This is a genomic window from Bradyrhizobium sp. Ken51 (assembly GCF_055807435.1).
In genome coordinates this window covers 55,970-82,668 of record NZ_JBVVPB010000019.1, presented here as the reverse complement: position 1 = coordinate 82,668, position 26,699 = coordinate 55,970, and the positions used below count along the sequence as shown (strand labels likewise).

Below are 26,699 nucleotides of genomic sequence, written 5' to 3'. Positions count from 1 at the left end.
TCCATATCGTTGTAGCCCCATGTATCCCAAAAGGCTAGGAAAATGGCGAACAGGCGCTACGCGTTGACCAAGGAGTTGCTGAGCGAGGCTAGTGCCAAGCGCGACGTGAGCGCCGAATGTCAGTTCGCCATCGATAATCCAAGGGGTCTAAGCATCCGTGTCAGGGGCGGAGAGGTTGCATACTATGTGCAGGCTCGCACGCGCGTCCCCGGCCAAAAATCCTCAGTTGTAAAGCGGCGGCTTGGGGCGGCAGGAGATTTCACCTTCGCCCAGGTAAAGAAGATCGCTACTGAAACGATTTTCGCGATCAAGAATGGGCGCGATCCGGATGCAGTCATTGAAACAAGGCTTATGGGTGGAGACGAGAAGTCCGTCGCTGTCGCTGTAGATCGCGCTGAAGCTTTGAAGGGCGAACTGTGGACGTTCGAGATGCTGATCACTCAGTATGCGCAACGTACGAAAAGCTCGAAAAATGGTGGTCGCAATGAAGCACCCAAGCTGCGACTTGCACCTTCGTCAATCACCGAGATTGAGACGCGATTGCGGGATCGGCCGGAGAACGCTGACCTCAAGAAGCGTTTCGTCAAGGAGCTTCGGCTTGAGGATCTTGAAGAGGTTCGCGACCTGATTGAGGCCAGTGGTTCAGGTCCTTCAGCTGCCGCAAAATATGCTGATCTTGCCAAGCGGGTTCTACGCTGGGGACTCAAGCAAAAGCGTCGCTTCACCGGTCTCGAACCGACTGCGACTTGTGGGAGGCGTTATCCCACGAGTACGAGATGGAGGATCGCTCAGGGCGCTATCTCACCCCGGCGCAGATCGGGATGCTCATTGCCCTTCTGGAGGCCGTCAGGCCTTTGGGAGGCAATAACAACGACGCAGTGCTGGGGGCTCTGCAGGTTTCATGGATGATCCCTCAACGGAGCTCCGCGCTGGTGAATATGCTCGCCTTGCGCTCCGATCGCTGGGTTCCTGATCCCGCCCCGGAACGTGTCGGTTGGCGCGTCTATACCTGGAAACCGGACGAGGTGAAAAACAAGCGCGAAATCAAGCTGAGCGTTCCGTCTATTGCGATCGAGATCCTCGAAAGAGTTGCGCGGTACTCGAAACAACAGTTAGGCGCAGTGTCGACCTGGGCGTTTCCGCAGGATCGCAACAAGTACCTTGTGCGCGCTCTCGCCGCTAAACAACGTAACGACAATCGCGTACCGGCCCACCTGGATAAGGCGATTACCCCTTCCTCCCTCAATCACGCGCTTGATGCCCTGGAAGGTCGCAAACCGGGATGGCCGGATCTGCTTACTGTTGTCGGGCTGCCGAACCGGATTGGCCCTCATGACGAGCGTCGGTCGGTCACGAGCTTCTTTGAGAATTTCGGGGAAGGTGCATATGCATCCGCGCTTCTGGATCATCGCGTGAGCGGCGCAGACAAAATGTCGCGGGAGGTCGCTGCCATTACCCAGACCGTCTACAGCGCCGCCGACCGCGTCGTGTTCAAGGCCGAAGGCATGCTGATGTGGATGGAAGCGGTGTTGCCGGCCTACGAAGCTGCAAAGAAGGACCCCCGCTTGGCGAAGGCAGTCGAAATGCGAAAGGCCGCGTTGGCGACGAGGTTGCCGGACGAAAAGACGAGAGGGCGAGCCAAGGCGCGTTCCGCGAGGGCGCTTGCCTAAATCCTTGCGGTGTGGGTGTAGTCGCCAGGCGCGGGTGATCTTTCCATCCCTGATCCAGAAGTGGGCACCACATTTTCTGGGGCACCCACAAAAATGGATCTTTCAATTCATCTCGTTCAGTACCTTTGGACCTTGCCCATGCGCGGCGGCTTTACCGGGCCCGCTACTCCGTAAATGACCGTGATGCCCGAACCTCCACCCCATGTCGAAGTGGGACGAAGAGGGTCAGGCGCGGCGGCTCCGTTGAGATCATTCCAGTTATTAGCCGCCCAAACGTTGCCGGCCGCATCAATCGATACATCGGTCAGCATTTGGATGCTGCCGCCTCTGAAAACGTGGATGGCATCGCCAGTCTTCGTACCCGCCGGATGACTCGTGGTGTTGTCACCCGCCATCAACACGACACCACGGCCCCAGAAATTGCCGATCCAGACGTCGTCGTTACCGTCAATATTCAAACCCCACGGCACACTGACTGCTTTGTTGCCGGTGAAGCCCATCGGAGCAGGCTGGGAGCCGTCGGGACGGATCATGTTGACGACGCCGGTGACCATCTTGGGGTTGGTCTCGAGGACCTTGAGCATGTGTCCCGCGGCGATCTTGAATTGCTCCATGATAGACGCGCCGTCGGGAATGACCGGCGGGGGGAAGTCGAGCGACATATTGCTGGCCACCCAAGCGTTCCCCTTACTGTCGAGCGCGAGAGCACGAACACCAATCCCGGCGCGGAATGTTTCCGTTTTAGAGGGATCACCGGCGTCAAACCGGACGACGGTGTCCGACTGAGAGTTGCTGACCCAAACCCGATTTTGGCCATCGACGACGATGTCGAAGGGAGACTTCAGACCGGCGACTTTGACGATCCGGCCGTCCTTCACCCGCCCACCAGGAAAGTGCAGCAACTGATTGTCGGAGCCATCTGCAATCCAGACATCACCGCCTGCCGAGACGCCGATGCCCATGAGGCCAAGAAATTTCTCCTTGAAAGGAAAGTCGCTCTCCATGCCGCTGGGGCGACCGTCGAAATCCATCACGAAAATCTTTCCGTTAAAACTCGTGGTCCAAACCCTATCCCGCGTCACAGCGGTGCCCCAGCCGACTCCATCAATACCCATCCCGGTGAAGCCCGTGATTGGTGGCGAGAGCGCCGTTCCGGCGGGCGAGAGTTTGGCCACACCGCCGCCGGTACTTTGATTGACGCCAGACTGCGAACCGGCCATCCAATTTTGTCCACTCCAAAGATTGCCCTCGGGGTCGAACATCAGACGACCGGCCGAGTAAACCCCGCCGCCTGCGAAGCAAAGCGAGAGAGCGAAGTCATCGGGGACGTAAGCCAAGTACGGCACGAACGGCGCCTTGCGTCGGGCGCCGTCCTTGGGTTGCGGGTAGGCTTCATCGAACAACGCGTAAAGTGTCTTTGGGTCTGCCCAGGGCTCGCGGGCGATGCTTACCATCGCTTCGAGCGTGGTCTTCGGCGTCACGCCGCTGCTGGTGGTGGCGGCCTTGAGGAAGCGGGCTCGCCAATCATCATTACCTGCGGTCGCAAACGCCGCAATCAGCGAGCCTAGAGTGTTTAGGCTTGCAAGTGTGGTGGTTTGCGTGCTGTTGAGCGGATCAAGGAGCACCTTGCCCCATGCCCCGGTGGTCGGATCAACCAAGTTTGGAGCATTTCCAGCGGCGATGCGTAAACCGAGTGGATTGCCAGAGATGGAGTCGCCCTTGATAAATTGGGCGGCAGTAAACGCCGACGCGACGGTAGTCATCTCGTTGATGACGACCTGCGCGGGAGGATTGTTGCCCAGCACACTCAACAGAGTGGTCGCCGGATTGTCGCCGCTGCCGGTTTTAGTACCTGCGCCACCTTTAGCAATCACATACAGGACTACGTCCTTGCCGGCTGTTTCGTCAGTTCGAAGCTCAAATCGGCCGTCACTGTCCGATCTTGCCTGAGCCAACTGCTTGGGTTCGCCCGCACTCGCACCCCACAGGGTGATGGTCGAGCTTACGAACGGTCCACCGCCGGCCTGGACCTGGCCCGCGACGCGCACCGAAGCGGCAGCAGTCTCGCAGGCACATGCGAGTGCGAAGGTCAGGATCGCCAGAACCAAGGGCACTTTGGCAAATTTGATCACCGGAGGCTCCCCTTTTCCAAAGTTGCTCAACGCAGTCACCGGCAATGAGCGGGGTGTATATTCGAGCTTGTTACTGTCTCTTGCCAGGCCTCTTGTTCGATAATGCCTCTCGGTAATCGCGACTATGCGAAAACGGCCAAACGTAATTCCCGGTATCGAATTCCCGGCCGCGGCGAGCCAATCTGCGGTTGCTAGGATTTTTCCCACGGCCGAATTTGCGTAGTCATTTCAACACTGCTCGAAGGGTGAACGCATCCCATTCACTCTGGGGGCGAGTGCGAAGCATTATCTAGCGGAGATGAAAGTGCCTTGGAGCAGAGTCTTCGCCTTCGAAGATGCGTACCTCTACCAGTCGCGATCCGGATGGAGACTGGGAAAGGTTTCCCGCCGAAAGAGGACAACTGCGCGCCGAATTGACTCAAATGGCGATGAACAAATTCTGAATGCAGCGCTTTAGCGAGGAGTTGCCGCGCGTCCACAAAGGAGCAATCAGCTCCGGTCGCAAGTTAATTACCTTTCCTATGGAACGTCAGCCGGAGGTGTACAATCGTGGAAGGCTGCTGTCGTTTAGTGAAATCCAGGCATGCTGCTGTGGATGGAAGCGAGGTTGCCGGCCTACGATGCTGCAAACAAGGACCCACGCCTGGCGAGGGCGGATGAACTGCGAGAGGCACTGCGAGAGGCACCATGGAAAATGGTGTGGCAGATGAGAAGACGAACGGGCGAAAGGCGCGTTCGGCGACGCGGTTGCCTCGGCTTAGGCTACCGAGGTCATGATCCAGAGGCGGCGGCCCCCTCGATAATGATCCCGTCTTTTGGTTGGCGGACGCCGCGCGGAAGCGCTCGCGCGCCTTCATCTTGACCTTCGCCGGGCCCGGACGACTGATGAGAGCGCTGAACCAGTCAAAAACCGGTTGTTGAGATATTCTCCGGGCATCGCGCGAATTTCGAGTTCACACTCCAGGGTCATTCGCGCCACCAGAAGCGAGCCTGAGCTCGCCGATTTCGCATAGTCAGCACTCCAAAACCCTGGTTATTGTGCTTCCTGTCCGAACGTCATTGACGAGGCGAGAGACGGAAGGAAGTTGTTAGATGCTTACAAAACGGGAGTTGCTCCGCTCTGCTGCAATCGCGGGGCTCGCGTCCGCTACGTTGGTATCCACCGACGTGCATGCCCAAAACAGACCGGAATGGCCGAGTATTTTTGAGGCGAAGGACATCGCCGAAGAAGGTTTCATCTTCGGCTTGCCGCTCGTGATGAACTATGCGGTGATGCAGGAATTCGCGGTTGATAGGAATTCGGGGCAGTTCAAGGCGCCTTTCAACGAAATCAACAACCAGCATCGCGTCGCTACCCCGGAGGACACCGCTGTCATTACCCCGAACAGCGACACTCCTTACTCGTTGCTCTGGCTGGATCTCCGCGCTGAAGCAATCGTTGTCTCGGTCCCGATGACTGAAAAGGACCGCTACTACTCGGTCCAGTTCATCGACGGCAATACCTACAATTTTGGCTACATCGGCACACGAGCCACTGGGAGCGAGGCGGGTGACTATCTGCTGGTTGCTCCGGGCTGGAAGGGTGAAACGCCCAGCGGGGTCAAGCAGGTCTTTCAATCAACGACCCCGTTCGCGCTCGCGATTTTCCGTACTCAGCTCTTCAATCCTGGCGATATGTCGAACGTCGAGAAGGTTCAGTCCGGGTACAAGGCGCAGCCGCTTTCTGCATACCGTAGACAACCCGCGCCGCCCGCCGCGCCCCCGATCGACTTTCTTCCTGCCACCACGGCTGGCATCAAAGGTAACTTTTTCCAATATCTCGACGCAGCGCTGCAATTTGTCCCCGAGACAGCGAGAGACAAATCGATCCGTGCGAAACTTGCAAAGATCGGCATCGGGCCCGGCAAGACTTTCGCGTTCAAAGATCTATCGGTCGAACACAAAGCCGAAATCCTTCTGGGGATGAAGCGGGGTGACGAGAAGGTAGACTCATGGCTGTCCGCCGGAAACAAAAACATCGACGGCTGGAATGTTGGTTCGTTCTTTGGCGACGAGACCTTCTACAACGGCGATTGGGTCATGCGAGCGGGCGCTGCCAAGGGCGGCCTATACGGCAATGATGCTGTCGAAGCCATGTATCCCTATACCCGAGTGGACGCGAGTGGTGAGCCGCTCGACAGCAGCAAGCACAACTACACAATCACCTTCGCGTCCGGCCAGCTGCCGCCAGTAAATGCGTTCTGGTCAGTTACGATGTACGATGGCAAGAGCCAGCTACTGGTCAAGAACCGGCTCAATCGGTACCTCATCAACTCTCCAATGATGTCGACAATGAAAAAGGACGCGGACGGCTCCCTGACGCTGTACATTCAAAAGGACAGTCCCGGCGCGGACAAGGAGGCGAATTGGCTCCCTGCGCCCGATGACAGGATCTATCTCGTGATGCGCCTGTACTGGCCAAACCCTATGCCGCCGTCGATCCTGCCAGCTGGCGAAGGGACGTGGAGGCCGCCCGGTGTGAAGCGTGTCTGATGGAAGTCATGCGTCGATAGAAAATTATCTGCTGCGGGTCGAAATGCGAAGAACTCAGCGCAGGGTGGCCGCTTTTTTCTTCAGCGCGGAGTTAGGCTACTGACAGCCCCTTGGCGGTATGACGGAATGAAACACACTTGGTACGTCACTTTTGAAGTTCCGCCGATTGGCACGGTCTCAAGACGGCGACATCCCCGCTTAACCAAGACATTTGAAACCGAATCAGAAGCCAAGGAGTTTGCACGAGCCAAGTTGAACGGCGGATTGATCGTTACGGCAGGGACTATCCTCCCGCACCAGCCAAGAGCGTCAATCCCGTCGGAGAATATTCTGGTGTGGCTCGAAGCTGACCAATTACATGAGCAGCCATCGGCCAGTAAACCGGGATCTTGAAGAGGTCGGAGCCAAAACGAATCCGTCACCGCAACGTTGCGGATGCCCGACTGTGCGTCAGAACAGGCCGGGGATCAACATCGCGACAGGACGGGAAAGCTGGAGATGGCGCTAGTCGCCTCCTTCAAGGATGTTGCACTTACCAGATGCATTCTGCTGGGAGCGCTCACGCCACATCGGCCATCCGTAGGCTCGGTCGCGCGGTGGCTCGGAACAACGTAGCCGAAGGTGTTTCCCCAAACATCGCGCGGTAATTCACCGAGAAGCGCCCCAGCTCCCAGAATCCGTGCTCCATGGCAATTCTTGTCACCGTTGTCGTGGAAGAACCGGCTTGCAAGAGTGCACGGCGAACAAGGTGCATTCTCCTCAGCGCGAGGTAGCGGATAGGACCCATACCGAGATGTATTTCGCAGGCGGCGCGAAGGCTGCGCTCCGCAGCTCCGATCGCTCCGCATATGTCTCCTAAATAAAGCGGCACGTTTGGGTTAGCTTCGAGATATTCATGGAATTTTGCGATTATCCGAGCCTGACGCAGGCCGCAGTTAATGGATCGACTGGAGGCGCTCTCGGTGAGACACCTGACCAATAGATGGATGAACTGGTTCTCCAAAGAGCGCGCCGCCTCGTTGACGACAAGAATCTCGGGCGCGTTCTCAGCGATTTGGCCCACTATCTCATGCAGGTTCAGCAGCCGCGACATCATAGCAGCATCTGGCCGAACAAGCTGCCTTTGCGAAGAGCTCGAAAACAAATCGCAACCGGCTATGACTTGGCAAGCCGCATCAAGTCTGGGCATCTCAAGAGATATCGATCCTAGACGAAACTCGGCCTCGGTCTGCTGGTGTATCTCGTCACTGTCATTGACGATAATGGTCCCAGACGAAACGTCCATCCCGCAGTGCCGCATACTAGCTGGGGACGAGGACGTCAGGAATGTAAGTACGCTGCGTCCGGGCTTGATGAACCCGGAGTTGATCGTGGGCAAATTGTGGAAGAAGCGTTGGAGCAATAGCTCGCCTAGGCGAACCTTGGTCAGTTCCGCTTTGAACGAACAGCCTGACGTGGGTAGCACCTCAAAATCGGCAATAGTGATCGCCGCCTGGTAACAAAGTGGATCGTCAAAACTGAGCGTCGCACTCCGATCCATCTTCTCCTCCGCAGTTTTCGGCACACGTGTGTGACAGCGGACGAGTGCGACGGACTCGTCGACGCACTGACCGAAGAAGCTGCCGGTGTGCTGGCCGGTTAAGAACAACTAGAAATAGTGATTTGGCGCATTGCTGTCCCCATCGTGGGAGAAATGAAGCGTTTGGCGGCCGGGAACGTGAATGATGGATCAAGAGTGGTAGGGATCTTCGCGCCCGTTGTGGAGTGCGGGTGTGCCGCCGCGCCGCAGCGAAGGTATCTACGTGAGGAAGATATGCGGCCAAACCGCCCCGCTGAATTGGACCAAGGTCCCACATTGGCAGAGCCGAAGGACATGAGGCGCATGAAATTGGGCCCTGATCCGGTGCGGCTTAGTTCCGCCACGGCCCCAAGCCGAGTTCACCACTCGACAGTTCGCCGCGAACGTGTCCAGTGATGACTACGGCGACGATTTCGGGGATCAGCGTCCTCGCAAGGCCCGCCGCACAACATCGTGAGGCCTCGCCCGGAAGAAGTCGTGGAGGGCAAGATCATTGCCAACTCGCCCGAGGCGGCGGGTAGCTGCTTCGTGGCGCTTTCGGTGCACGATCGATCTCACCGCCTTGAGCGGTTGAGATCGCCCGCTGAGCACCCAATCCGTCCAGGCTGCAGGAGCCCGCTCGAGCGGATCGTGCCCTTGAACCAAGTCGTCGATCTCAATCGCCCGCGTCGACTCCAGCGCGATCTCCTCAAGCTCTCTCTCGAGACCTCGATGTACTGCCCCTTATCGAGCTCGTAGCACTTGACGATGTCCTCGTTGGGCACCTGATCGCCGATGTTGGCATTGACCTTCAGGTACTTGATCCGATGGCCGGTCTGCCGGTTGAATTGGTTGAACGATATCTTCTCGAACTCGGAGGGTGGCGGGATAAAGCGACGCGGGACAGGTGACGACGCAGACGCCAGCCACGTCGCCGCGTTGATCCGCTATGCCGACGCGACGTCGCTCGCTGCGCGGATCCTCACGCGGTTCGGCCGGACGTGGACTCGATCGACAACAATGACCTCAGGATCACCGCTTTGATGCGTCTACCCTCTGGAGCGAATTCCTCGGCAAGCCGACGACCCGGTTCTTCTTGGACGCCGTTTTCGAGATGACCACCGCCGGTTGACGCCTCCCTGGAGGGTTCTGCGGCACGTGTGCGAACATGTTCGTACCTTGATCGCCTCCATTCTTGAGCGAAACTTAGAGGGCCGAGCTGCCGGTTGAGCCGGTGGAATGCGTCTTTCCGTCAAGCAGACCAAGGGAGATAATGATGTTGAATGCAAGACTAATCGGCACCGCAGGCCTTCTTGTCCTGGCACTTGGCAGTGCCATTCCAGCCGATGCGGCGCCGAAGAAAGATACCAACGCAATCCGTGCCGAATGCTTCAGACAGGCGAACGAAGCTGCGTCGGCTGCTGCTGGTAGTATGACAAGCGGAGCCACGGCCGCCCGAAACTCCGCAGGCTATTCCGCTTACCGCGATTGCGCGCGCAAAAACGGGATTCGCCCGTAACCGCCCACCCCAATCCCAATGGCCGACAGAAGGCCGCCGTAGGGCGGTCTTTTGCCGACGCGAACCAAGCTCGTCCGCAAAGCGCAGCCTTAATTGCCCTGTGCTCGGAAGTTTGCTGATCAAGGTGTCGCGAGAGGCGAAGGAGGTGTTCAGTCGACGGCTCCAGATATGCCGGCGCGACCTGGGTTGCGGCTCTTCAGAGTCGGCCGGCCAATCAGGCGGCAACTTCCGCCTCCTCCGGTCGGGGCCTTTTTCGAAGTCGCCTATTTCTGGTCGAAGTGAATGATCCGGTCCCAATTTTGGGGCGGCGGCTCGAGCACAAATCCGATTACGCGAGAAAGATAGATGCCGGCAACCACGTCCTCGGGGTGCTGCGCGGCAAATGCCTGCAGCGCATCCAAGGTTCCAAGCCAGTCCTGACGGGAATACTCCGCGCATAGACGCGATTCCAGTCTTCGACGAGGCGCGTCATTTCCAGCGTGACGCGCAATTCCTCCGGGCCTTCACGCATACCAAGAAGCTCAAAGACGTCGAGGGGCTGCCCGGCCCCTTTGGGTTGGCTGCGGTCGACGCGTCGGAAAAGGAACTCTTCCGAGCATGCGTCTGCGATGTCGCCGCTCGCCAGGATGCCAGTGCCGTAATGCTTATTCAGCCCCTCCAGTCGGGAGGCGATGTTCACGGTGTTGCCGATCGCCGTGTAGTCGATCCGGTCGGACGAGCCTACATTGCCCAATACCGCCGGGCCGACGTGAACCCCGAACCGGGTTTGCCAGGGCGCCAGGCCGCGTTCCATCCACCGCTCGTTCAGCCGCCGCAGAGCGAGGCGACATTTGAGGGCCGTAGCGCAAGCCGCGTGCTCATGGCGAGCGACCGGCAGCGGCGCATTCCAGAAGGCGAAGACGGCATCGCCGATGTACTTATCGACGGTTCCGCTCTCCCGGATGATCAGCGACGCCAGTTCGTCGAAATATTCAGACAGGTTGATCATCAGCTTTTCGGCTGGCATCTGCCCGGCCATTTCGGTGAAATCTCGGATGTCGGTGAACAAGATGCTGACCAGTCGCGTTTCGCCGCCCACCTCGAGGGTACCCTCGCTTTGCAGGAGTTCTCTGACCAGCGCCTTCGGCACGAACTTGGTGATCTCCCTGATGGTCCCTTTCATGCCTGACATGGATCGGATCAGTGCGTTGACCTCGCGCACCCGCGACTCCAGCCGGATGGGCTCGGCAAGCTGGAATGACCGGATCAGTTCGGCCTCCTCAGACAGCTTGCTCAGGGGCTTCGAAATCGAATGCGCGAGGTAGATGATGCCTGGCAGCGCGAGCAGGAAGACCAGCGACGCGGCGAGGATATTGCGCGCTGCGGCGTCGGCCAGTGGTCCCATGAAGTTCGACAGAGGCGCCGCATATAGGATTCGAAAACCGCTGCCGTCCCTGCCGACCTGATGCACGACCGTGGCGAGATACTCCGAGCCGCCGACATCGATGCGTGCCATTTCATACGGGCCCTGGCGCACGAAAATCCGCACCGCCTCGCGGACAATGGGGTCCACGAGGTCCGCGGTCGTTGCAAGCTCGGTCTTTTTGGCGTCGCCGGCGCCAGATGTCTTGAACATCCGCTCTGGATCGAAATGGGCCAGCAGGCGATCCTGCTCGTCGAACGCCACGAAGCGCTGATCCTGGTTCGATCTGACGGATCGCACGTACTCCATCAGCCGATCGAGAGTGATGTCGACGCCCACGACGCCGTCTTCGGTTGCTTTCGACAGGGTCATTCCCGCCTGCGAGGTGGCCGCGAATATGTACGGCGGCGTGCGAATCATCTTCTCGGGCTGCGCACGCGCTTCGCGATACCAGTCGCGGCTGCGAGGATCGTAGGTGGCCGCCCGGTCCGCAAGCGCTCCGATTTGCTGGCCGCGGGCATCGAGGAATGTCCATGAGGTCTCGCGGACACCGTCCACCACGCGGATTTCGTGGAGGGCAAACCGGGTGGCAGGTGGACCGCCCTGTTGCTCGATGAACGGTTTCTCCGCCTCGGAGATCGACAGGACGTGGAAAAAATTGCCGCTCTCTTAGCCGACATAGACCGCCGAGATCTGCGGATTCATCATGAGGCTCGGCAGGAGAGGTTTCAGGATGTCCTCCCTGGATTCGACTGCGTCGCGAAGCGCCGGATGGCCGTAGAACTGCTGCAGCACCAAAAAAGGCGCAGCGAAGAAGGCAAGCCGTCGCTCGTTGATGCGGCCGATTTTTTCCTTGAACGCATCGGCTGCTACGCGCTGCGCGTTGCTGCGGTTCTGGATGTAATCGGCGGTCGTGACGCCGATGCCCACGAGTAGCGCGGAGACCAGGAACAGCGTCAGGATCGTGACGAACAGCGTCAAGCGGGTTCTGCGGTCTGCGGAGATATTCATTGCGGACGATGTTCTGTCAGGAGGACAAATCGACGATGCGCTTCGACAGATAATCGACCCAGTAGCGGATGAAGGGGTCGGCTTCCTCCAGCTTCTGCTTCAACTTCTCCTCGCTTACCATCATCACTTCGCATCCCTCCCGGGTCGAGGCCGTGGCGCCGCGCCGGGCGTCCGCCATCAGCGCATGGATGCCGAACATCTGGCCGGGCTTCAGCTCGATTAATGCGCGCTGCCTGCCGGCTTCGAGAGCGACGTCGCCGCGCAACAGAATGAAGGCGGCCGATCCCGTGTCGCCTTCCGCGAAGATCGTTGCGCCCGCTGGATAGGTCTTGCGATCAAATCCTTGCCAAACGGATCGGACCGTCGACTTGTCTGGCATTCCGGCCTCCTCGCTTGCATCATTTGAACGGGCCCGAGCGAGCCCGGTGCCGGAACGTGAAGTTTCGGGCTGGATCGCTATCGGGAAGCCAGAGCGCGGACCTTTCCCAAACCTGCGACGAGCGCGCCCACGGTCTGATCCGCAATGCCTTGGCGACGCAGAAATCCTTCGGGGTCGCGAGCCAGGGGGTCGTAGCGCGCCAGGTTCTCCAAGGCCTGCCGCGTACCTTCCCGGTCTCCAAGCTCGGCATTGGCGGTCGCGAGCACCAATTGACTGAATCCTGAATCGCCGAGCGCGGATCGCTCCGCGATCCTGCGGGCTTGCTCCCAATCCCCCTTCAGACAAAGGCCGACGGCGATGAAATGAAAGTACCAGTTCGGCGGGTTCAACGTACGATCTATCGCACGCTTGAGGATGGGAACGCCTTCCTCGAAATTGCCTCTCACCGATAACCGCCAGCCGAGTTGAGCCAGGATCTCCGGATCATTCGGATAGAGTTCGGCCAATTGGCGCGTGAGGCGCTGGCTCTCTTCATAGCGGCCAGTAAAGTGGTATGCGGCGGCCAATGCCTTCAGGGCGAGCGGGTTCTTCGGCTGAAGTCTGAGGGCGTTAAATATGGCCTCTTGGGCCTTTTCATACCGTTTTTGTCGGTCATCACCGGCGAAGCCCAAGCGGCCGGCGTCGACATGAAGCCATCCGAGCATCGCCCAGGCATCGCTGTACCCGGGGTCTCGCTGAACGCTCTGTTCGAGACATCGCATCGCCGGATCGAAGTCCGCCCGGAGGAAGGTGCGCCTGTAGCCATAGGCGCGAAGCACGCACATGTAGCTGTCCATGTTCGAAACCGCAGGCATGGACGAGCCGTTGCTCATATCGCTCCTGACCACACCATAGGGTTGGCCAATGACTTCAGCGATCTCCTCGGCGAGATTTCTCTGAATGCCCACAAGAGCCTGCGGGTCGAGTGGCCGACTGTAGGATTTGGTCCATACGATCAAACCGCTCGCCGCGTTCACGACCGAAGTCGTGACGCGCACTTCGCCGCCATCGGCCTGGACGCTTCCATTTACGATATACGCAAAACCCCGGTCGCGTGCGACCTGTAGTGCCGCCGGCCGCGGCTCCTGGTTCGCTAATGCCGCCGACGTATACAGCCGAAAGCCGGAAAGATGGAAAAGGTTGGCGATCAGTTCCTGCTCCATCCCGATGGCCAGATAGCGGGCACTTTCGCCAGAGCTCAAAGAGTCGAACTGCATCACCAGGACGCCGGGCTCCCTCGTCGCACTCGAGGGAGATCGACTCGCATCGAATGGAGACATCCAGATGGCCAGGCCAGCAGCAACCGCTGCCACAAGCGCGGCGCCTATCAACAGCCGACGGAAGACACTGGACTTTACGGATGGTGCGACATCCTTGCCGGATGGTGCGACATCTGCCGCATCGTTCTGGGCCGGAACGGTTCGAACATCGTGCGCCAAGTCATCCGACGAACCGGCAACCGGCGGCATGTTGAGCCATTCGAACTTCGGAACGTACGAACCCTTCGGAATCCAGATGCGGACCACGTCATTTCGACCAGCGTCCACATAGTAGCTGTCGAGGTCACGTCGAAGCCGTCTGGCTTCGAGGCGCACGACGGGATCTGCTTGAGGATCGAATGACTGGTCGCGACCGAATACAGCCAGAGCGATCGTGTAGCCCTTCAGACTCAAGGCACGTCCCGAAAGCGTCTCTTTGACGATGAAACGGAGAAATCCGCGCCGTCGTTCGTTCACGTGGAAGTGCTGGCTGGAACAGATTTGCTTGAGCTGAGCAAGCACAATCTCCGGAGGTATCCCCTCGGGCTTGCGATACGCGGCTTCCGGAAGCTCAGCGTCGCCTCCACTTGGGAAACTAGACCGACTGGACGTCACAAGACGCCTCATACTGATTGCATGCGACGTAGTATCAGTAACAGAACACCGCCTTCCGAACAGTTCACATTTGTTTAGAGTGAGATCAGGCAATTCGTCGCAGCGTTGGCATGCCAGGAACTGCGAGCAAGTACCAGCTCAGACAATTGGAGGTCGAGCGCCCTTTATCGGCCCGTTTGCTCGGTCGTTCGACTGCTCGACCGGTTCGAACCTGTTCGAACCTTGCGCGGGCAAAGCGAGAGCTGCTCAATGCTGGCGCAATTCACGACGCGAACCGAAGCTAAACCCAAGAAGCTAAACCCAAATGGATTTCGGAAGCGTCAGTCCTGCTGTCGCAATCGAATGCTCGCTTGAGCGCCGAATGCAGCGCGTCATCACTCATCGATTCGGTCGAGTCGCATGGAGGAACTTCGATACATTGTGGAGCGCCTTCCGGAGCGCGAACTGGATATCCGCCGACGTTTCGCCCGCGACGCTTCCTTCAGAGCGATCTGCTCGGATTATGAGGAGGCCGCGAAGGCGCGAGACCACTGGCGACAAGCCGCGAAACGCGGAGACCTCACGGGAGAACGAAAAGTCGAAGACTACGCTGACCTACTGCTCGAGTTGGAACAGGAAATTCTATCGCATCTAAGCGACCCCAAGCCTGAGCGTGACAATTCACAAGAAGACTGACCGGAGACGCAGTATGAGAAATAACTCTTTCGCGAAACTATCGATCGTTGGCATCTTGGCCGCTGGCTTCCTTCAAGGCGCCGCAGCGCAGACCCAAGACCAACGCAAGGACGCGACCGACGCGACCAAGCAGGCCAATTCGGCTCTACTGAAACAACTACCCTTCAGCGACACCTCCGACTTCGACGCCGCCAACAAGGGTCTGCTGGCTCCGCTCCCGTCCGAACTGATCAAGGGAAGCGCAGGCAACGCGATCTGGAATCCGCAGCAGTACGGTTTCATCAAGGACGCCAACGCGCCCGACACGGTCAATCCCAGCCTGTGGCGGCAATCCCGGCTCATCAACATCTCGGGCCTGTTCGAGGTAGTGGAAGGCATCTATCAGGTCCGAAATCAGGACCTGTCCAACATGACGATCATCGAGGGCAGCGAAGGCATCACGATCGTCGATCCGCTCGTCTCGGCGGAGACGGCGAAGGTCGCGCTCGATCTCTACCGCTCCAAGCGCGGGAACAAGCCCGTCAAGGCCGTGATCTACACTCACAGCCATGTCGACCACTATGGCGGCGTGCGCGGCGTCACGACCGAAGACGACGTCAAGGCCGGCAAGGTCAAGATCTACGCTCCGGAAGGCTTCCTGGAAGCCGCCGTGGCGGAGAACGTGATGGCCGGCAACGCCATGAGCCGGCGCGCCAGCTACATGTACGGCAATCTGCTCAAGCCCGATCCGAAAGGGCAGGTCGGCGCCGGCCTCGGCACCACGACGTCCGCAGGGACCGTGACGCTGATCGCACCGACCGACATCGTCAAGGAGACAGGTCAAAAGGTAAAAATCGACGGTTTGACGTACGAATTCCTGATGGCGCCCGGCTCCGAAGCTCCTTCCGAGATGATGTGGTTCATCGAGGAGAAGAAGGCCATGGAGAGCGCCGAGGACGCGACCCACACCCTGCACAACACTTATTCGCTGCGCGGTGCCAAGATCCGCGAGCCGCTGCCCTGGTCGAAGTATCTCAACCAGGCCCTCGTCATGTGGGGCGACAAAGTCGAAGTCGTCTTCGCCCAGCACCACTGGCCGACCTGGGGCAACGACAAGGTGACCGGGCTCCTGAAGAGCCAGCGAGATCTCTATCGCTATATCAACGACCAGACGCTGCACATGGTCAACAAGGGCATGACCATGCGCGAGATCGCCGACACCTTCAAGATGCCGGACAGCCTCGCAAACGTCTGGGCGAACCGTGGCTACTATGGGTCCGTGTACCACGACGTCGCAGCGACCTACGTTCTCTATCTCGGCTGGTTCGACGGCAATCCCGCGACTCTGCACGAATTGCCCCCGGTCGAAGGAAGCAAGAAGTACGTCGAATTCATGGGCGGCCCCGATGAAGTATTGAAGAAGGCCAAGCATGCCTACGACAAAGGCGAATACCGGTGGGTCTCCCAGGTGGTCTACCATGTCGTGTTCGCCGATCCGAACAACCAGGCCGCCAAGAACCTGGAGGCCGACGCGCTCGAGCAGCTCGGCTACCAGGCCGAGTCAGGGCCGTGGCGCAACTTCTATCTGAGCGGCGCTCAGGAGCTGCGCAACGGGGTCGCGAAGCTGCCGACCCCGAACACCGCGAGCCCAGATACGGTGCGCGCGATGTCCGCCGATCTGTTCTTCGACTACCTCGGAGTTCGTCTGAACGCCGAAAAGGCAGGCAGCGCCAAGGCGAAGCTGAACTTCGATTTCGGCCAGGACGGCACCTATTTTGTCGAGCTGGAGAACGGAGTTCTGAACCACACGGCAAAGATGAAGTCGGACAAGGCCGATGCGAGTCTGACCCTGTCGAGGGACACTCTAAACAAGATCATCCTTCAGCAGACGAAGCTCGACGAGGCGATTTCGTCGGGGACGGTCAAGATCGACGGAGACCGGGCGAAGCTCAATCAGGTCGTCGCCGCTCTCGACGACTTCGAGTTCTGGTTCAACATCGTGACGCCCTAGCCCGCAGTGTAACATCGCGCTCCGCATCTGCGCGGTGCGGAGGCGATGGAGCCGAAAGCATACGCAAGAGATCGAACGAGGAGTTCAACATGAGCTACGGTCGACGAATAGCCAGGCTGACGACTTCGATCCTCGCAGTCATGTTTATCACTACGAGGCCGTCAGGCGCCGTACCGGTGGCACCACTAAGCCAGTTTGCGATCGGGCAACACGCCGCAGGATCGCCCAATCTCATCGAAGTCCGCGCTGCAGGTCACCGCGGCCGGGCAGCGGTCGGGCCTCGAGGCGGGGCGGTGGTCCATCGCGGCGGCGCCGCCGTCGGGCCTCGCGGCGGAGCCTATCACGGGCGAACCGCTGTCCGGGGACCGCGGGGCAATGTCGCAGTTCGCAGCACCACGGTCGCGCGAGGACGCGGCGGCTGGGCGCGGCCCGGCTATTACCACTGGCCGAGAGGCGGCGCGATCGCCGCCGGCGCGGCGATCGGATTCGTGAGCGCAGCGACCGCCGCCGCCTGGGCGGGGGCGGCGCCCGCGCCAGGGATGTGCTGGTACTACACCGACCCGTCCCGAACACAGGGCTTCTGGGACTATTGCCAGTAGCAATCGGAGCATCGTCGGCGGGCGATACGCAGGGATTCATCACCCATGACGCTGGACTACGTCGCATTGGCCATCCTCATCCTCGTGTTGCTGCTGGTCGTCTACGGGGTTGTCGCCGTCTGGGGCATTCCCTACGAAATCGCCAAACGGCGCGATCACCCACATCAGGATGCCATCGGCGCAGCGACCTGGGTCAGCCTGTTCACGCTTGGCGCCCTGTGGCCGTTCCTGTGGATCTGGGCGATGGCCTATCGACCGGACCGGGGCTGGGGCCTGTCGGGCGCCGCCGCAGCACCGGCGGAGCTTGAGAAGCGCATATCAGCGCTCGAGCAGCAATCTCATCAATCGAGTTGACGCATGGCGGTCCTGCTCCTGCTCATCTATGCCGCGATCTGCGTCGCGATTTTCAGGGTCCTGCGCGTCCCGCTCAACAAGTGGACCATCACCGCTGCCGGAATCGGAGGCGTTGCGATGGTCGGCGGTCTGCTGGCGGGAATGAACTACAACCACCCCTTCACCACCGACGCCCGGCTCTATTTCTTCACCACGCCCGTCATCCCGCAGGTCAAGGGGCGGGTCGTGGAGGTCGCGGTCAAGCCGAACGTGGCGCTGAAGAAGGGCGATCCGCTGTTCAGGATCGACCCGGCCCCCTACCAGTTCGTGGTCGAGCAGAAGAAGGCGGCGTTGGCGGAGGCGGAGCAGGGCGTCAAGCAGCTCAAGGCGTCGCTCGACCAGACGTCGGCCGGCCTCGAAAAGGCGAATGCCCAGCTTTCCCTGGCTCAGGCGAACTACGACAGGCAGAACCAGCTCTTTCAGGCCAAGGATATCGCGCAGGCGGCGCTCGACACCGCGCAGCGCAATCTCGACGCCGCCAGGCAGACCGTCGCCGAAGCCCAGGCGGTCGAGCAGCGTGCCCGGCTCGCCTTCACCTCCGATATCGGCGGCGTCAACACGACGGTGGCTCGACTATCGGCCGATCTGCGCGACGCGCAGTATGATCTCGACCAGACCACGGTGTTCGCTCCGACCGACGGATACGTGACGCAGCTCTTCCTGCGTCCTGGCATGATGGCGGCATCGACGCCCGCCATGGTCTTCATCCACAACGACGACCGAACCTTCTCGGCTTCCTTTCCGCAGACGGTCGTCCAGCGCCTGCGGCCGGGCGCCGAAGCGGAGATCGCCTTCGACGCGATTCCCGGCCGCGTGTTCCGCGGCAAGGTCAACGCGCTGATCGACGCGGTATCGCAAGGCCAGTTGCAGGCCTCGGGCACCTTGCTGAACCCCGAGGACCGGGCGAAATCCCAAGGACTGGCATCGGTCAACATCGACATCGTCGACGATCTTTCCTCCTATCAGTTGCCCGCCGGCACCACCGCCCAGGTCGCGCTCTATAGCGATCATTGGGCGCCGGTCGCGGCGATCCGGCGCATCCTGCTGCGAATGAAATCCTGGTTGAACTACGTTTTGTGAGGGCGTGTCGATGGGCGGCAAGTTCGGCGAACCGAAAGTGGGGTGCAGAACTGCGTCCGTCGCGTGCGAATGCCGCGACGCTAGTCTCCTGCCCTCCAGGCACGCCGTTTCGATTCTATCACTCCAACCTGTCTAGAAAGGTGAGCACATGAGAGCGAAACTTAATCTGTCTGCCTTCAGCCTGTGGTGCGCGCTTCTTACGGGCGCGGCGGTAGCTCAAGACCGTCCCGTGGGCGTGACCAAAGAGAACTTCGCACGTGCCATGACCGATCTCGCCATGCAAAAGGAGGTCGAGCAAGGCGCCACGAACGCCTGGCACCATCATCGGAAGACGATGGCGCTGTCGGAGCAGCCGGCACCGCTGATGAACCGCGATACGGTCTACTCATTCGCCGTGCTCGATGGCGGAGGCGACGTGGCCATCACGTTGCCGGAGAAAGACGGCCGTTATATGTCGCTGCACGTCATGAACCACGACCACGTGACCTACAAGGTCTTCTACGGCCCCGGCCGCTACGTGGTACCCGCCGACAAATCCACCGACTTCTTCTATGCCAACGTGCGTATGCAGATCAACGACAAGGATCCGGAAGACGTCAAGAAGGTCAACCAGTACCAGGATCGGCTGAAAATTGAATATCTGAATGGGTACAAGCCGAAGGCCTTCAAGGTCACGAATTGGGACATGAAGTCCTTCCAGAAGGTCCGCGAGACGTATGTCGCCGAAGCCCAGAGCGAGGGCGTGAAGGGGACGATGGGCACTCTCGATCATCCCGTGTCGGTGGAGGCAAAGAACCGGGGTGTCGCTATCGCCACAGGTCTGCTGCCCGACAAGGACGCCGTCTACCTGACGGACAAGCACGACGTTCAGATGGGCAAGGCTTACAAGGCCACCTACAACCTGCCCGATCAAGTCGATCCCAAGCTCGGCTTCTACTCGGTCACCGTCTACGGAGACGACCAGTATCTCAAGACCGACAAGGGCTCGACCATCGGCAACACCGAACTCAAGCTCAATTCCGACGGCAAGACCTTCGACATCTACTTCGTTCCCGAAAACGAATTCGGCAAGGGAAAGCACGCAAACGAGTTGATCATTCCGACCGCGCCGTTCTGGACCGCCTTTCGCGTCTACATGCCCGGCGAGTCAGTGGTGGACGGCAAGTATAAGACCCCGAAGCTCGAGTTCGGCGGATAGGATTATAGAGCCCAGTCACGCCAGCGATCATCCGGAATGGCGGGAGCCGGGCGGTCGCTGCAGCGGAGGCGGAGGGACAAACGCGTGAGCGAGTTGATGGGTAGCGAATGCGAACCGAAGCTCTCGAGTGGCAAGTCGGAACGAGCCGGCTACGGAACGACCGCGGACCTCTGCCGTCGAAAACACATGGCATCTGGCGCCGCCACTATTGCGCTCCTGCTGTGGCCCGTCGGGGCCGTCGCGCAGTCATCGCCACCGATCGCGGACACCTCCGGTCTGGACTTCTTCCGCCCGCCCGAGAACCTGTTCCAACTCGAGTACGAATACCGCATGGCGCCGGGAAGCACTCGCGACGTGACGACGCAGACGCTCAACTTCCGCTACGACCATGCGTTCTATCTGACGCCCACCTGGAGCGTGGTCACACGAGCGGATCTGCCGCTGCTCGCCAGGAATAGGATCAACTCAAGCAACCCGACCGGCAACTATCTGTACGGCATCGGAGACGCCGACATTCAGGCGGCCGTCATCCACGATCTGGACAAGCGCTGGGCGGTCGGGTTCGGAGCTCGAATGTTCGTTCCGACAGGCGAAGACCCTCTCGGCTCCGGAAAGTGGCGCGTGATGCCGATCGTGGGTTTTCGGGTCGCGTTGCCGGAAATCAGTTCGTCGAGCTACTTCGAACCAATCTTTCGATACGACGTCAGCGTCGCCGGCGATCCGACCAGAAGGAACATTAGCAACCTGCAATTCGGTCCAGCGTTAAACCTTGGTCTTCCCGACCGATGGTCCGTCACCTTCTACCCGAGCCAGGACATCCGCTTCAATTTCGGGGATTCGATCACCGGGCAGACTGGCCGTCTGTTTTTGCCGCTGGATGTCCGCGTCGGCAAAAAGCTGTCCGACAATGTCGCAACCTCCTTCGAGGTCGGCGTTCCGATCATCAAGAACTATCCGGTCTACAATTTCAAAGGACAGTTTCGGCTGAACGTAACGTGGTAGTCGTTCAGTTAGAGGCTACATTCCCTCGTTGGAAGCTGCAGCGATTTTGATGTATATTCGCTAACAAGCGCCACCCAAGAGTGCCTCACAAAACAGACCACCGGACCGAAAATTGCATTAAAAGCAATAGAATTCAGGATTGTCACATCAGTTCCCGAAGGAATGCTCTATTCTCGCCCAAGTTTCGAATGGACGAACTCCGTGAAAGCCTGCGATCGGGGTGATTGGCCGGCTGCTAGGTACGCGCGCTTTTGGCGCGGCGTATTTTTGCTGATTTTTTTCGCGCCTTGGATTCTCATCGCGCAATCTCAGGCTGAAGATGCATCGCGGCGGGTCTTAGTTCTTCACTCATACAATTATACGTTCCCGGCTACTGCAATGGTTTCGGATGCGGTCCGGAAGCGCTTTCTGGAACGTTCTGCCGAGCGGATCGAAATCGACGCCGAATATTTGGATTTGGCCCGACGTCCGGATGAGGCCCACGCCTCACGAATGGCCAATTTCCTTCGCGAAAAATACGACGGCGTACATTTTGACCTTCTGTTCGTAATCGGCGTCTCGGCGATACCTTTCATCCTGAAGTATCGCGACGTGGTCGGCCCGGCGGTTCCCGTCGTATTCTCGGATGTCACCCGGTCGACTTACGAAGCGCTGCAGCTGCCGCCGGACATCACCGGCGTGATCAATAACTCCTACCCCGGAAAGACACTTGAGCTTGCAGAAAGGCTTCAGCCCCAGGCACGTCGCTTAGTGGTGATTAGCGGGACCGATGCCGTTGATCTCCGCTGGCGTGAAATCGCACGCACGGCGATCGAAAGCCAAAATGCCGGGCCTGAGGTGCTCTACTGGTCCAACCTCACATACGCGGAATTGCTCCGCGATGTTTCGCAGCTGCCAAGAGACAGCATTGTCATGATTCTTACCTTTTTTGCAGATCGCGAAGGCAAACGCCTCATCCCAAGAGACGTGGCCGCCGCTGTGGCGAAAGCTTCCGCCGCTCCGGTCTACGGGATCTTCGATACCTATATCGGCGCCGGGATCGTTGGAGGGTACACAGACACATTCGAATCTCTGGGCATAACTGCCGCTGACATGGCGCTTGATATACTTTCGGGTACCGAGGTGACAAAGGTACCTCCAAAATCCAATCCCAAGCCCGCCTTCCGTACTGACGCGCGGGCTATGAAGAAGTGGGGCCTCAAAGAAAGTGACCTTCCGCTCGGCAGCATTGTGCTCTTCAAGGAGCCGACTCTCTGGAGTGAGCATCGCTACCTCGTACTGAGCACGATCTTGATTGTCGGATTGCAGGCATCCTTCGTCGTCGCATTGCTGTTCCAACGACGCCGGCGCCATCAAGCTGAAATCTCGCTCAAGGAAAGCGAGGAGCGAATGAGCTTCACCGCGGCTTCGGTAAATGTGGGCCTATGGCAGTTTGATGGAAGTACCAACGAAATGTGGACGACTGAGCATTGCCGAGCAATGTTCGGACTCGTGGGTGACCTGCCGCTTACTCGCGATGCGTTTTTGGAGGTCGTACACCCTAACGACCGCGATGTCGCACTCGCCGCGATCCGCCAAATTAGGAATCCCGGGGAACCTGCCGTAACGCGAGTTCGTGTTATATCAGAAGGGCGGGTCCGGTGGATCAGCATCCGGACGCGTGTGCGCCCAGACGATCATGGAGCTCCGAACCGATTTAGCGGAATCTTCGTTGATGTCACCGAACAGAAGGCCGTCGAGGCCGAAGCGGAGTTGCAACGACAGGAAGTCACGCACTTGATGAGGGTTTCCGTTCTGGGTGAGCTCTCCGGCGCGATCGCGCACGAAGTCAACCAGCCACTCACGGCGATCTTATCGAACGCGCAGGCGGCGCTCTATCTGCTGGCTGACGATCCCCCCAACGTCGCGGAGGTTGGAGACGCGCTGCAGGATATTGTGCAAGATGTCAACCGGGCGGGCGAAGTCATTCATCGGCTGCGAAACCTGCTGAAAAAGGGCCAGGCGGAACTGGAATCTGTCAGTATGAACGCATTGATCGATCAGACGGTCGCGTTGCTTCGGAGCGAAATGATCGATCGCCGCATTGTGGTCAACATGGATCTTGCGGCCGCTTTGCCTCATCTCTTAGGCGATGCCATCCAATTGCAGCAGGTTCTCTTAAACCTTCTCGTGAACGCAATGGACGCGATGGCTTCAACCGAGGGGACGCGGATGATCACGGTATCCAGCCGGGCAACGCAGGGATGCATTGAGGTTTTTGTCAGAGATCGGGGGCCAGGGATTGAGGTTGCCCAGGCAGGCCGATTGTTCGAGCCGTTCTTCACCACAAAAAACCATGGCCTTGGACTTGGATTGACGATCTGCTCCAGCATCATTGAAGCGCATGGAGGAAAGATTGTCGTGGCCAATGACAGTACTGGTGGCGTCGTCGCCACCATATTGCTCCCAACGCAAGAAGTCCTTGCGGAGGCTTGAATGAAATATCCGGCGTTCACGATTTTTCTTGTTGATGATGACACGAGGGTGCTGAATGCGTTGTCGCGGCTGTTACGGGCGCGAAACTTCAGCCTTAAGGCATTCACGTCTGCGCCGATGTTTCTGGCCGAACACGATGGGTCGGTACCCGGCTGTGCGATCCTTGATGTGTCGATGCCGGGGTTAAGTGGGCTAGAGTTGCAGCAGACCTTGACTGCAGCAGGTTCGCAAAGGCCAATCATCTTCCTAACTGGCAAGGGCGACATACCGACCAGCGTCCGCGCGATGCGTGCGGGTGCGATCGACTTCCTGACCAAGCCGGTTAAGGAAACAGAATTGTTGACTGCGATCGCACGAGCCGAAAAACAGGATGCGACGACCCGTGTCGCTATTGCTGAGATCGACGAGATCAAGGTACGCCTCGCGATGCTGACACCGCGGGAGCGCGAAGTTCTGACCGAGGTAGTCGCCGGCCGCCTCAACAAGCAGATCGCGGGGGACCTCGGTACTGCGGAGAAGACGATCAAGGTGCACCGCGGGCGGGTGATGATGAAACTCGGGGTACGCTCGGTAGCGGACCTCGTAAGGTTGACAGAAAAAGCGCGGATCTAGTGCCGAGTGGTACCAAAGTGATGTTGGTCCAAGGGCCAACTCGACAGCCCACAACCTTGACGCCGATAGTGTCGCTATGGGAGACAACTCGGGCTGCATCGCGATTGTGGATGACGACCCCTTCGTGCTGAGGGCTCTCGAGCGCTTGTTAAGGGCTCGCGCGCTCAAGGCTAGGACATACGCCTCCGCTCGGGACTTTCTGGCCAGCCTGCCGCTCGGAATACCAGTGTGCCTGATTGTCGACCTGCAGATGCCCGAAATGAGCGGCCTTGAGCTTCAGCACCAACTCACTCGCTCAGGGATCTGGATTCCGACCATCGTCATCACGGCTCACAACGAGGCCAGCGCTCGCGAACGCTGCGAAGCCGCCGGGTGCGCGGCTTTCCTTACCAAGCCGCTGCAACCTGGATCCCTGCTGGTCGCCATCGAAACTGCGACGACACGAAGGTGTAAGCGTCATCCCTAGACCGGCCGGCGACCTTGGTAGACAAAGGTAAGAACGGGCTACCCGACGTCTGGCTCAGGAGCGCCAGTTTGCCCACCCCCGCAAGCTTCCGGTCCGTCCCTATCAACCGACATTCAGCGGGGTCGCATCAACGGCAGCGATGGGCTGGAATCAGACATTAGAGCCACATTGGACAAGCTATTACGTCCGCTCCATACTGCCGTAGCGATCAAAGCGGCCGGTTGGGATGACGATGTTCATTTTCCGAGCTCGCGCCAAAGGGACGGCGCAAGAGCGACGTTTTGCCGATGTGGTTCGATCGTACTGTTGTCTGATGCTCTTGCCGGCTCTGGTATGTCTATCCGGTCCCGCCCTGGCTCAGGATCCTAGCGACAGCAATGGTGGATCCGGACCGACTTCGTGGCCTAATCTTTATTTTGACCTGAGAACGAACTACGCCTCGGTGCCCGCCAATACACTTTCGGTCGGCTTCAGCAGTCCTTCGCTGTCAACGGCCATCGCGGCGCTTCGAGCACTCTCGGATCCGTCGAGTTTACCGCGACTTTCGAGCTTTCCGGCACCATCGTCGCCTTCAACCCAAAGCGTTGCACTTGACGTTCCGCTGACGGTCGATGTTAGCGACGCCGTTTCGTTGTATGGCGGGTTCACGGCGAGCGCTTTGCAAAGTGGGACGTCTGACTGGTCGTCCCTTGCGATCTCGAGCTGGAACGTGGGCTTCCAGGCTGACCTTTATCAGCAGAATGGCGGATCCATACCAACGATTACACTGCAGACCACCATCACGAGATCGGTGCCGGATTCTGCGCTTGCGACGACGTCCTTCAACAACATTGTGGAGTTCGACTATGCGCTGAACGAAGACGAGACCAAAGGCTTTCTGACCGGCGTCCAATACACGAGGATCAATGTTGACTCTTCTTCCGCAACAATCAACCCGAATACCATTGGCTATCTCGGCGGCTACTATCAGTGGCCCAACAACTGGAAATTCACGGGCCGCGCGGGCGTTCAATCATTCGGCGGAGCGCAACTGCTGAACCTGGCGACAGTGCCATCCTTTACTCAGCCAATTGTACGGTTCGACCTCGACCGGATGGACGATAACGATAATCGCCTGTTTGGCATCACAGCCCAGATTGCATGGACACCAAAGCCGGCCTATCAGTTGACGATTAGAACGCCGCTATACTTCGTCAGAAATTGAGACGCCGGGCGGCGCTATCTTGTTGACAACACCGCGCGGCGGATACCGGCGGCCTGAGGTCAATTGAGCCGCTTAACTATTGCAACCAGTGCGTCTGCTTACCCAGAGACGTCCTCGCGTCCTCACCTCGCAACTTCGGACGCGGTCGTCAGCCGCTACAAAAGCGGTTGCAATTGTGCGATTTCCTTGTTCAGGACGAACGCGACTACAGGGCAGGGAGTAGGCGGTCCTGAGGGACCGCCTGCTTCTGGTCACAGTGGATGACCTATTGGCAGACATGTCGAAGGCCGTCAGGACCCTTGAAATAGGTGCCGGGGCGGCAAACGATGCCATTGCGAGTGGCATAGGTGTTCCAGTTGCCGTGCCAGCCCATCTCGCCGGCGTTGGCGTAAGAGTTGCCCCATCCGCCGACCGTAGCACCTGCTGCCGCAGCGACGGGCTGGCTATTGGCGCGCCGCGTTGATTGCCGGTATCGATAGCCGGTGGTAGGGGTCGCCCCGGTCCCGAGTCCCGTGCAGCTTGCGAATTCAGCTTGGCACATGTCTGGATTAGAGAGGGCCGATTGTGCCGATGCAGCAGAGCCGGACAGGGCTGATGCCACAATCACGGTCGCGCCCAGAACCCTTAGAGTCATCATCGCTTGCTCCTAGTGATTGCAACGTGGCCCGAAATCGCCACGTGAAGAGGGTATCAACAGGTGCGGGCCTGACTATGCTACTTCGGCCAATCTGCGCTGCAGAAATCGGGTCTGCTTTGTGGGGCACTAGTTCTCTCCGCATGCCGGGGGAACGACACCAGTGGGGGACAATCACATAAGAGCGCACCTCTTATCCTGCTCGTGCACTCGTCTCGTCGGCGATCACGGCCGTCGCCTTAGGTCGAACAGACG

At 59.1% G+C, this 26,699-nt stretch carries 21 protein-coding genes and 1 pseudogene; 14 read left to right on the top strand and 8 right to left on the bottom strand.

What is annotated here, in order from left to right:
* Window positions 1-63: 63 nt before the first annotated feature.
* Both AC0L27_RS28015 and AC0L27_RS28010 read left to right on the top strand, forming a co-directional pair.
* The gene (locus AC0L27_RS28015; RefSeq protein ID WP_473320978.1) at window positions 64-909 is read left to right on the top strand and encodes a hypothetical protein; all 846 of its coding nucleotides are present in this window, start codon (window positions 64-66) and stop codon (window positions 907-909) included.
* A gap of 23 nt (window positions 910-932) precedes the next feature.
* Window positions 933-1,670 (top strand): hypothetical protein, encoded by a 738-nt coding sequence (locus tag AC0L27_RS28010; protein WP_473320975.1) that lies wholly within the window; start codon window positions 933-935, stop codon window positions 1,668-1,670.
* 116 nt (window positions 1,671-1,786) lie between these two features.
* Here AC0L27_RS28010 and AC0L27_RS28005 read toward each other — a convergent pair whose 3' ends face one another.
* Window positions 1,787-3,802, bottom strand: coding sequence for a hypothetical protein (locus tag AC0L27_RS28005; protein WP_473320974.1), 2,016 nt, complete (start codon window positions 3,800-3,802; stop codon window positions 1,787-1,789).
* Between the two features lie 1,092 nt (window positions 3,803-4,894).
* On the opposite strand from AC0L27_RS28005, the gene AC0L27_RS28000 reads away from it, so the two are divergent.
* The gene (locus AC0L27_RS28000) at window positions 4,895-6,334 is read left to right on the top strand and encodes a DUF1254 domain-containing protein (RefSeq protein ID WP_354058585.1); all 1,440 of its coding nucleotides are present in this window, start codon (window positions 4,895-4,897) and stop codon (window positions 6,332-6,334) included.
* Between the two features lie 559 nt (window positions 6,335-6,893).
* Here the strand turns inward: AC0L27_RS28000 and AC0L27_RS27995 are convergent.
* From AC0L27_RS27995 to AC0L27_RS27970, 6 genes and pseudogenes are all read right to left on the bottom strand, one after another.
* Entirely contained in the window at window positions 6,894-7,874 is a 981-nt protein-coding gene (locus tag AC0L27_RS27995) for a helix-turn-helix domain-containing protein (protein WP_354058587.1), read from the bottom strand.
* Window positions 7,875-8,540: 666 nt separating this feature from the next.
* A pseudogene (locus AC0L27_RS27990) lies at window positions 8,541-8,843 on the bottom strand (Ku protein); the annotation flags it as partial.
* A gap of 896 nt (window positions 8,844-9,739) precedes the next feature.
* The gene (locus AC0L27_RS27985) at window positions 9,740-11,374 is read right to left on the bottom strand and encodes an adenylate/guanylate cyclase domain-containing protein (RefSeq protein ID WP_473320973.1); all 1,635 of its coding nucleotides are present in this window, start codon (window positions 11,372-11,374) and stop codon (window positions 9,740-9,742) included.
* 108 nt (window positions 11,375-11,482) lie between these two features.
* The gene (locus tag AC0L27_RS27980) at window positions 11,483-11,824 is read right to left on the bottom strand and encodes a hypothetical protein (RefSeq protein ID WP_473320971.1); all 342 of its coding nucleotides are present in this window, start codon (window positions 11,822-11,824) and stop codon (window positions 11,483-11,485) included.
* Between the two features lie 16 nt (window positions 11,825-11,840).
* Complete coding sequence (locus tag AC0L27_RS27975) at window positions 11,841-12,203, bottom strand: Crp/Fnr family transcriptional regulator (RefSeq protein ID WP_354058591.1); 363 nt, start codon at window positions 12,201-12,203, stop codon at window positions 11,841-11,843.
* Between the two features lie 77 nt (window positions 12,204-12,280).
* Window positions 12,281-14,023 carry a tetratricopeptide repeat protein gene (locus AC0L27_RS27970; protein ID WP_473320968.1) on the bottom strand — a complete coding sequence of 581 codons (1,743 nt, stop codon included), beginning with the start codon at window positions 14,021-14,023 and terminating at the stop codon, window positions 12,281-12,283.
* A 492-nt stretch (window positions 14,024-14,515) separates the two neighbouring features.
* On the opposite strand from AC0L27_RS27970, the gene AC0L27_RS27965 reads away from it, so the two are divergent.
* The 11 genes from AC0L27_RS27965 (at window position 14,516) to AC0L27_RS27915 (ending at window position 25,810) form a co-directional block, all read left to right on the top strand.
* The gene (locus tag AC0L27_RS27965) at window positions 14,516-14,791 is read left to right on the top strand and encodes a hypothetical protein (protein WP_354058595.1); all 276 of its coding nucleotides are present in this window, start codon (window positions 14,516-14,518) and stop codon (window positions 14,789-14,791) included.
* A gap of 13 nt (window positions 14,792-14,804) precedes the next feature.
* On the top strand, window positions 14,805-16,781 hold the full coding sequence (locus tag AC0L27_RS27960) for an alkyl/aryl-sulfatase (protein WP_473320964.1): 1,977 nt from the start codon (window positions 14,805-14,807) through the stop codon (window positions 16,779-16,781).
* 89 nt (window positions 16,782-16,870) lie between these two features.
* On the top strand, window positions 16,871-17,380 hold the full coding sequence (locus AC0L27_RS27955) for a hypothetical protein (protein ID WP_354129725.1): 510 nt from the start codon (window positions 16,871-16,873) through the stop codon (window positions 17,378-17,380).
* Window positions 17,381-17,425: 45 nt separating this feature from the next.
* Window positions 17,426-17,734, top strand: coding sequence for a DUF3302 domain-containing protein (locus AC0L27_RS27950; RefSeq protein ID WP_354058601.1), 309 nt, complete (start codon window positions 17,426-17,428; stop codon window positions 17,732-17,734).
* A gap of 3 nt (window positions 17,735-17,737) precedes the next feature.
* Window positions 17,738-18,853, top strand: a complete 1,116-nt coding sequence (locus tag AC0L27_RS27945) for an HlyD family secretion protein (RefSeq protein WP_354058603.1) — start codon at window positions 17,738-17,740, stop codon at window positions 18,851-18,853.
* Window positions 18,854-19,001: 148 nt separating this feature from the next.
* Complete coding sequence (locus AC0L27_RS27940; protein ID WP_473320962.1) at window positions 19,002-20,051, top strand: DUF1254 domain-containing protein; 1,050 nt, start codon at window positions 19,002-19,004, stop codon at window positions 20,049-20,051.
* A gap of 186 nt (window positions 20,052-20,237) precedes the next feature.
* Window positions 20,238-21,053 carry a transporter gene (locus AC0L27_RS27935; RefSeq protein WP_354129726.1) on the top strand — a complete coding sequence of 272 codons (816 nt, stop codon included), beginning with the start codon at window positions 20,238-20,240 and terminating at the stop codon, window positions 21,051-21,053.
* 201 nt (window positions 21,054-21,254) lie between these two features.
* Entirely contained in the window at window positions 21,255-23,528 is a 2,274-nt protein-coding gene (locus AC0L27_RS27930) for a sensor histidine kinase (RefSeq protein ID WP_473320960.1), read from the top strand.
* Entirely contained in the window at window positions 23,529-24,140 is a 612-nt protein-coding gene (locus AC0L27_RS27925; RefSeq protein WP_354058611.1) for a response regulator transcription factor, read from the top strand. It abuts the gene before it with no gap.
* Window positions 24,141-24,216: 76 nt separating this feature from the next.
* Window positions 24,217-24,606 carry a response regulator transcription factor gene (locus AC0L27_RS27920; RefSeq protein ID WP_354058613.1) on the top strand — a complete coding sequence of 130 codons (390 nt, stop codon included), beginning with the start codon at window positions 24,217-24,219 and terminating at the stop codon, window positions 24,604-24,606.
* 313 nt (window positions 24,607-24,919) lie between these two features.
* Window positions 24,920-25,810, top strand: a complete 891-nt coding sequence (locus AC0L27_RS27915; RefSeq protein WP_473321008.1) for a hypothetical protein — start codon at window positions 24,920-24,922, stop codon at window positions 25,808-25,810.
* 265 nt (window positions 25,811-26,075) lie between these two features.
* Here the strand turns inward: AC0L27_RS27915 and AC0L27_RS27910 are convergent, their stop codons facing one another.
* Window positions 26,076-26,447, bottom strand: coding sequence for a hypothetical protein (locus AC0L27_RS27910; protein WP_354058617.1), 372 nt, complete (start codon window positions 26,445-26,447; stop codon window positions 26,076-26,078).
* Between the last annotated feature and the right edge of the window lie 252 nt (window positions 26,448-26,699).

Bases quoted from the DNA above. Each gene is read 5' to 3' on its own strand.
- AC0L27_RS28000 (WP_354058585.1), top strand. From the start codon at position 4,895: ATGCTTACAAAACGGGAGTTGCTCCGCTCTGCTGCAATCGCGGGGCTC.
- AC0L27_RS27995 (WP_354058587.1), bottom strand. From the start codon at position 7,874: ATGGATCGGAGTGCGACGCTCAGTTTTGACGATCCACTTTGTTACCAG.
- AC0L27_RS27980 (WP_473320971.1), bottom strand. From the start codon at position 11,824: ATGAATATCTCCGCAGACCGCAGAACCCGCTTGACGCTGTTCGTCACG.
- AC0L27_RS27975 (WP_354058591.1), bottom strand. From the start codon at position 12,203: ATGCCAGACAAGTCGACGGTCCGATCCGTTTGGCAAGGATTTGATCGC.
- AC0L27_RS27965 (WP_354058595.1), top strand. From the start codon at position 14,516: ATGGAGGAACTTCGATACATTGTGGAGCGCCTTCCGGAGCGCGAACTG.
- AC0L27_RS27960 (WP_473320964.1), top strand. From the start codon at position 14,805: ATGAGAAATAACTCTTTCGCGAAACTATCGATCGTTGGCATCTTGGCC.
- AC0L27_RS27955 (WP_354129725.1), top strand. From the start codon at position 16,871: ATGAGCTACGGTCGACGAATAGCCAGGCTGACGACTTCGATCCTCGCA.
- AC0L27_RS27950 (WP_354058601.1), top strand. From the start codon at position 17,426: ATGACGCTGGACTACGTCGCATTGGCCATCCTCATCCTCGTGTTGCTG.
- AC0L27_RS27945 (WP_354058603.1), top strand. From the start codon at position 17,738: ATGGCGGTCCTGCTCCTGCTCATCTATGCCGCGATCTGCGTCGCGATT.
- AC0L27_RS27940 (WP_473320962.1), top strand. From the start codon at position 19,002: ATGAGAGCGAAACTTAATCTGTCTGCCTTCAGCCTGTGGTGCGCGCTT.
- AC0L27_RS27935 (WP_354129726.1), top strand. From the start codon at position 20,238: ATGGCATCTGGCGCCGCCACTATTGCGCTCCTGCTGTGGCCCGTCGGG.
- AC0L27_RS27925 (WP_354058611.1), top strand. From the start codon at position 23,529: ATGAAATATCCGGCGTTCACGATTTTTCTTGTTGATGATGACACGAGG.
- AC0L27_RS27920 (WP_354058613.1), top strand. From the start codon at position 24,217: ATGGGAGACAACTCGGGCTGCATCGCGATTGTGGATGACGACCCCTTC.
- AC0L27_RS27915 (WP_473321008.1), top strand. From the start codon at position 24,920: ATGCTCTTGCCGGCTCTGGTATGTCTATCCGGTCCCGCCCTGGCTCAG.
- AC0L27_RS27910 (WP_354058617.1), bottom strand. From the start codon at position 26,447: ATGATGACTCTAAGGGTTCTGGGCGCGACCGTGATTGTGGCATCAGCC.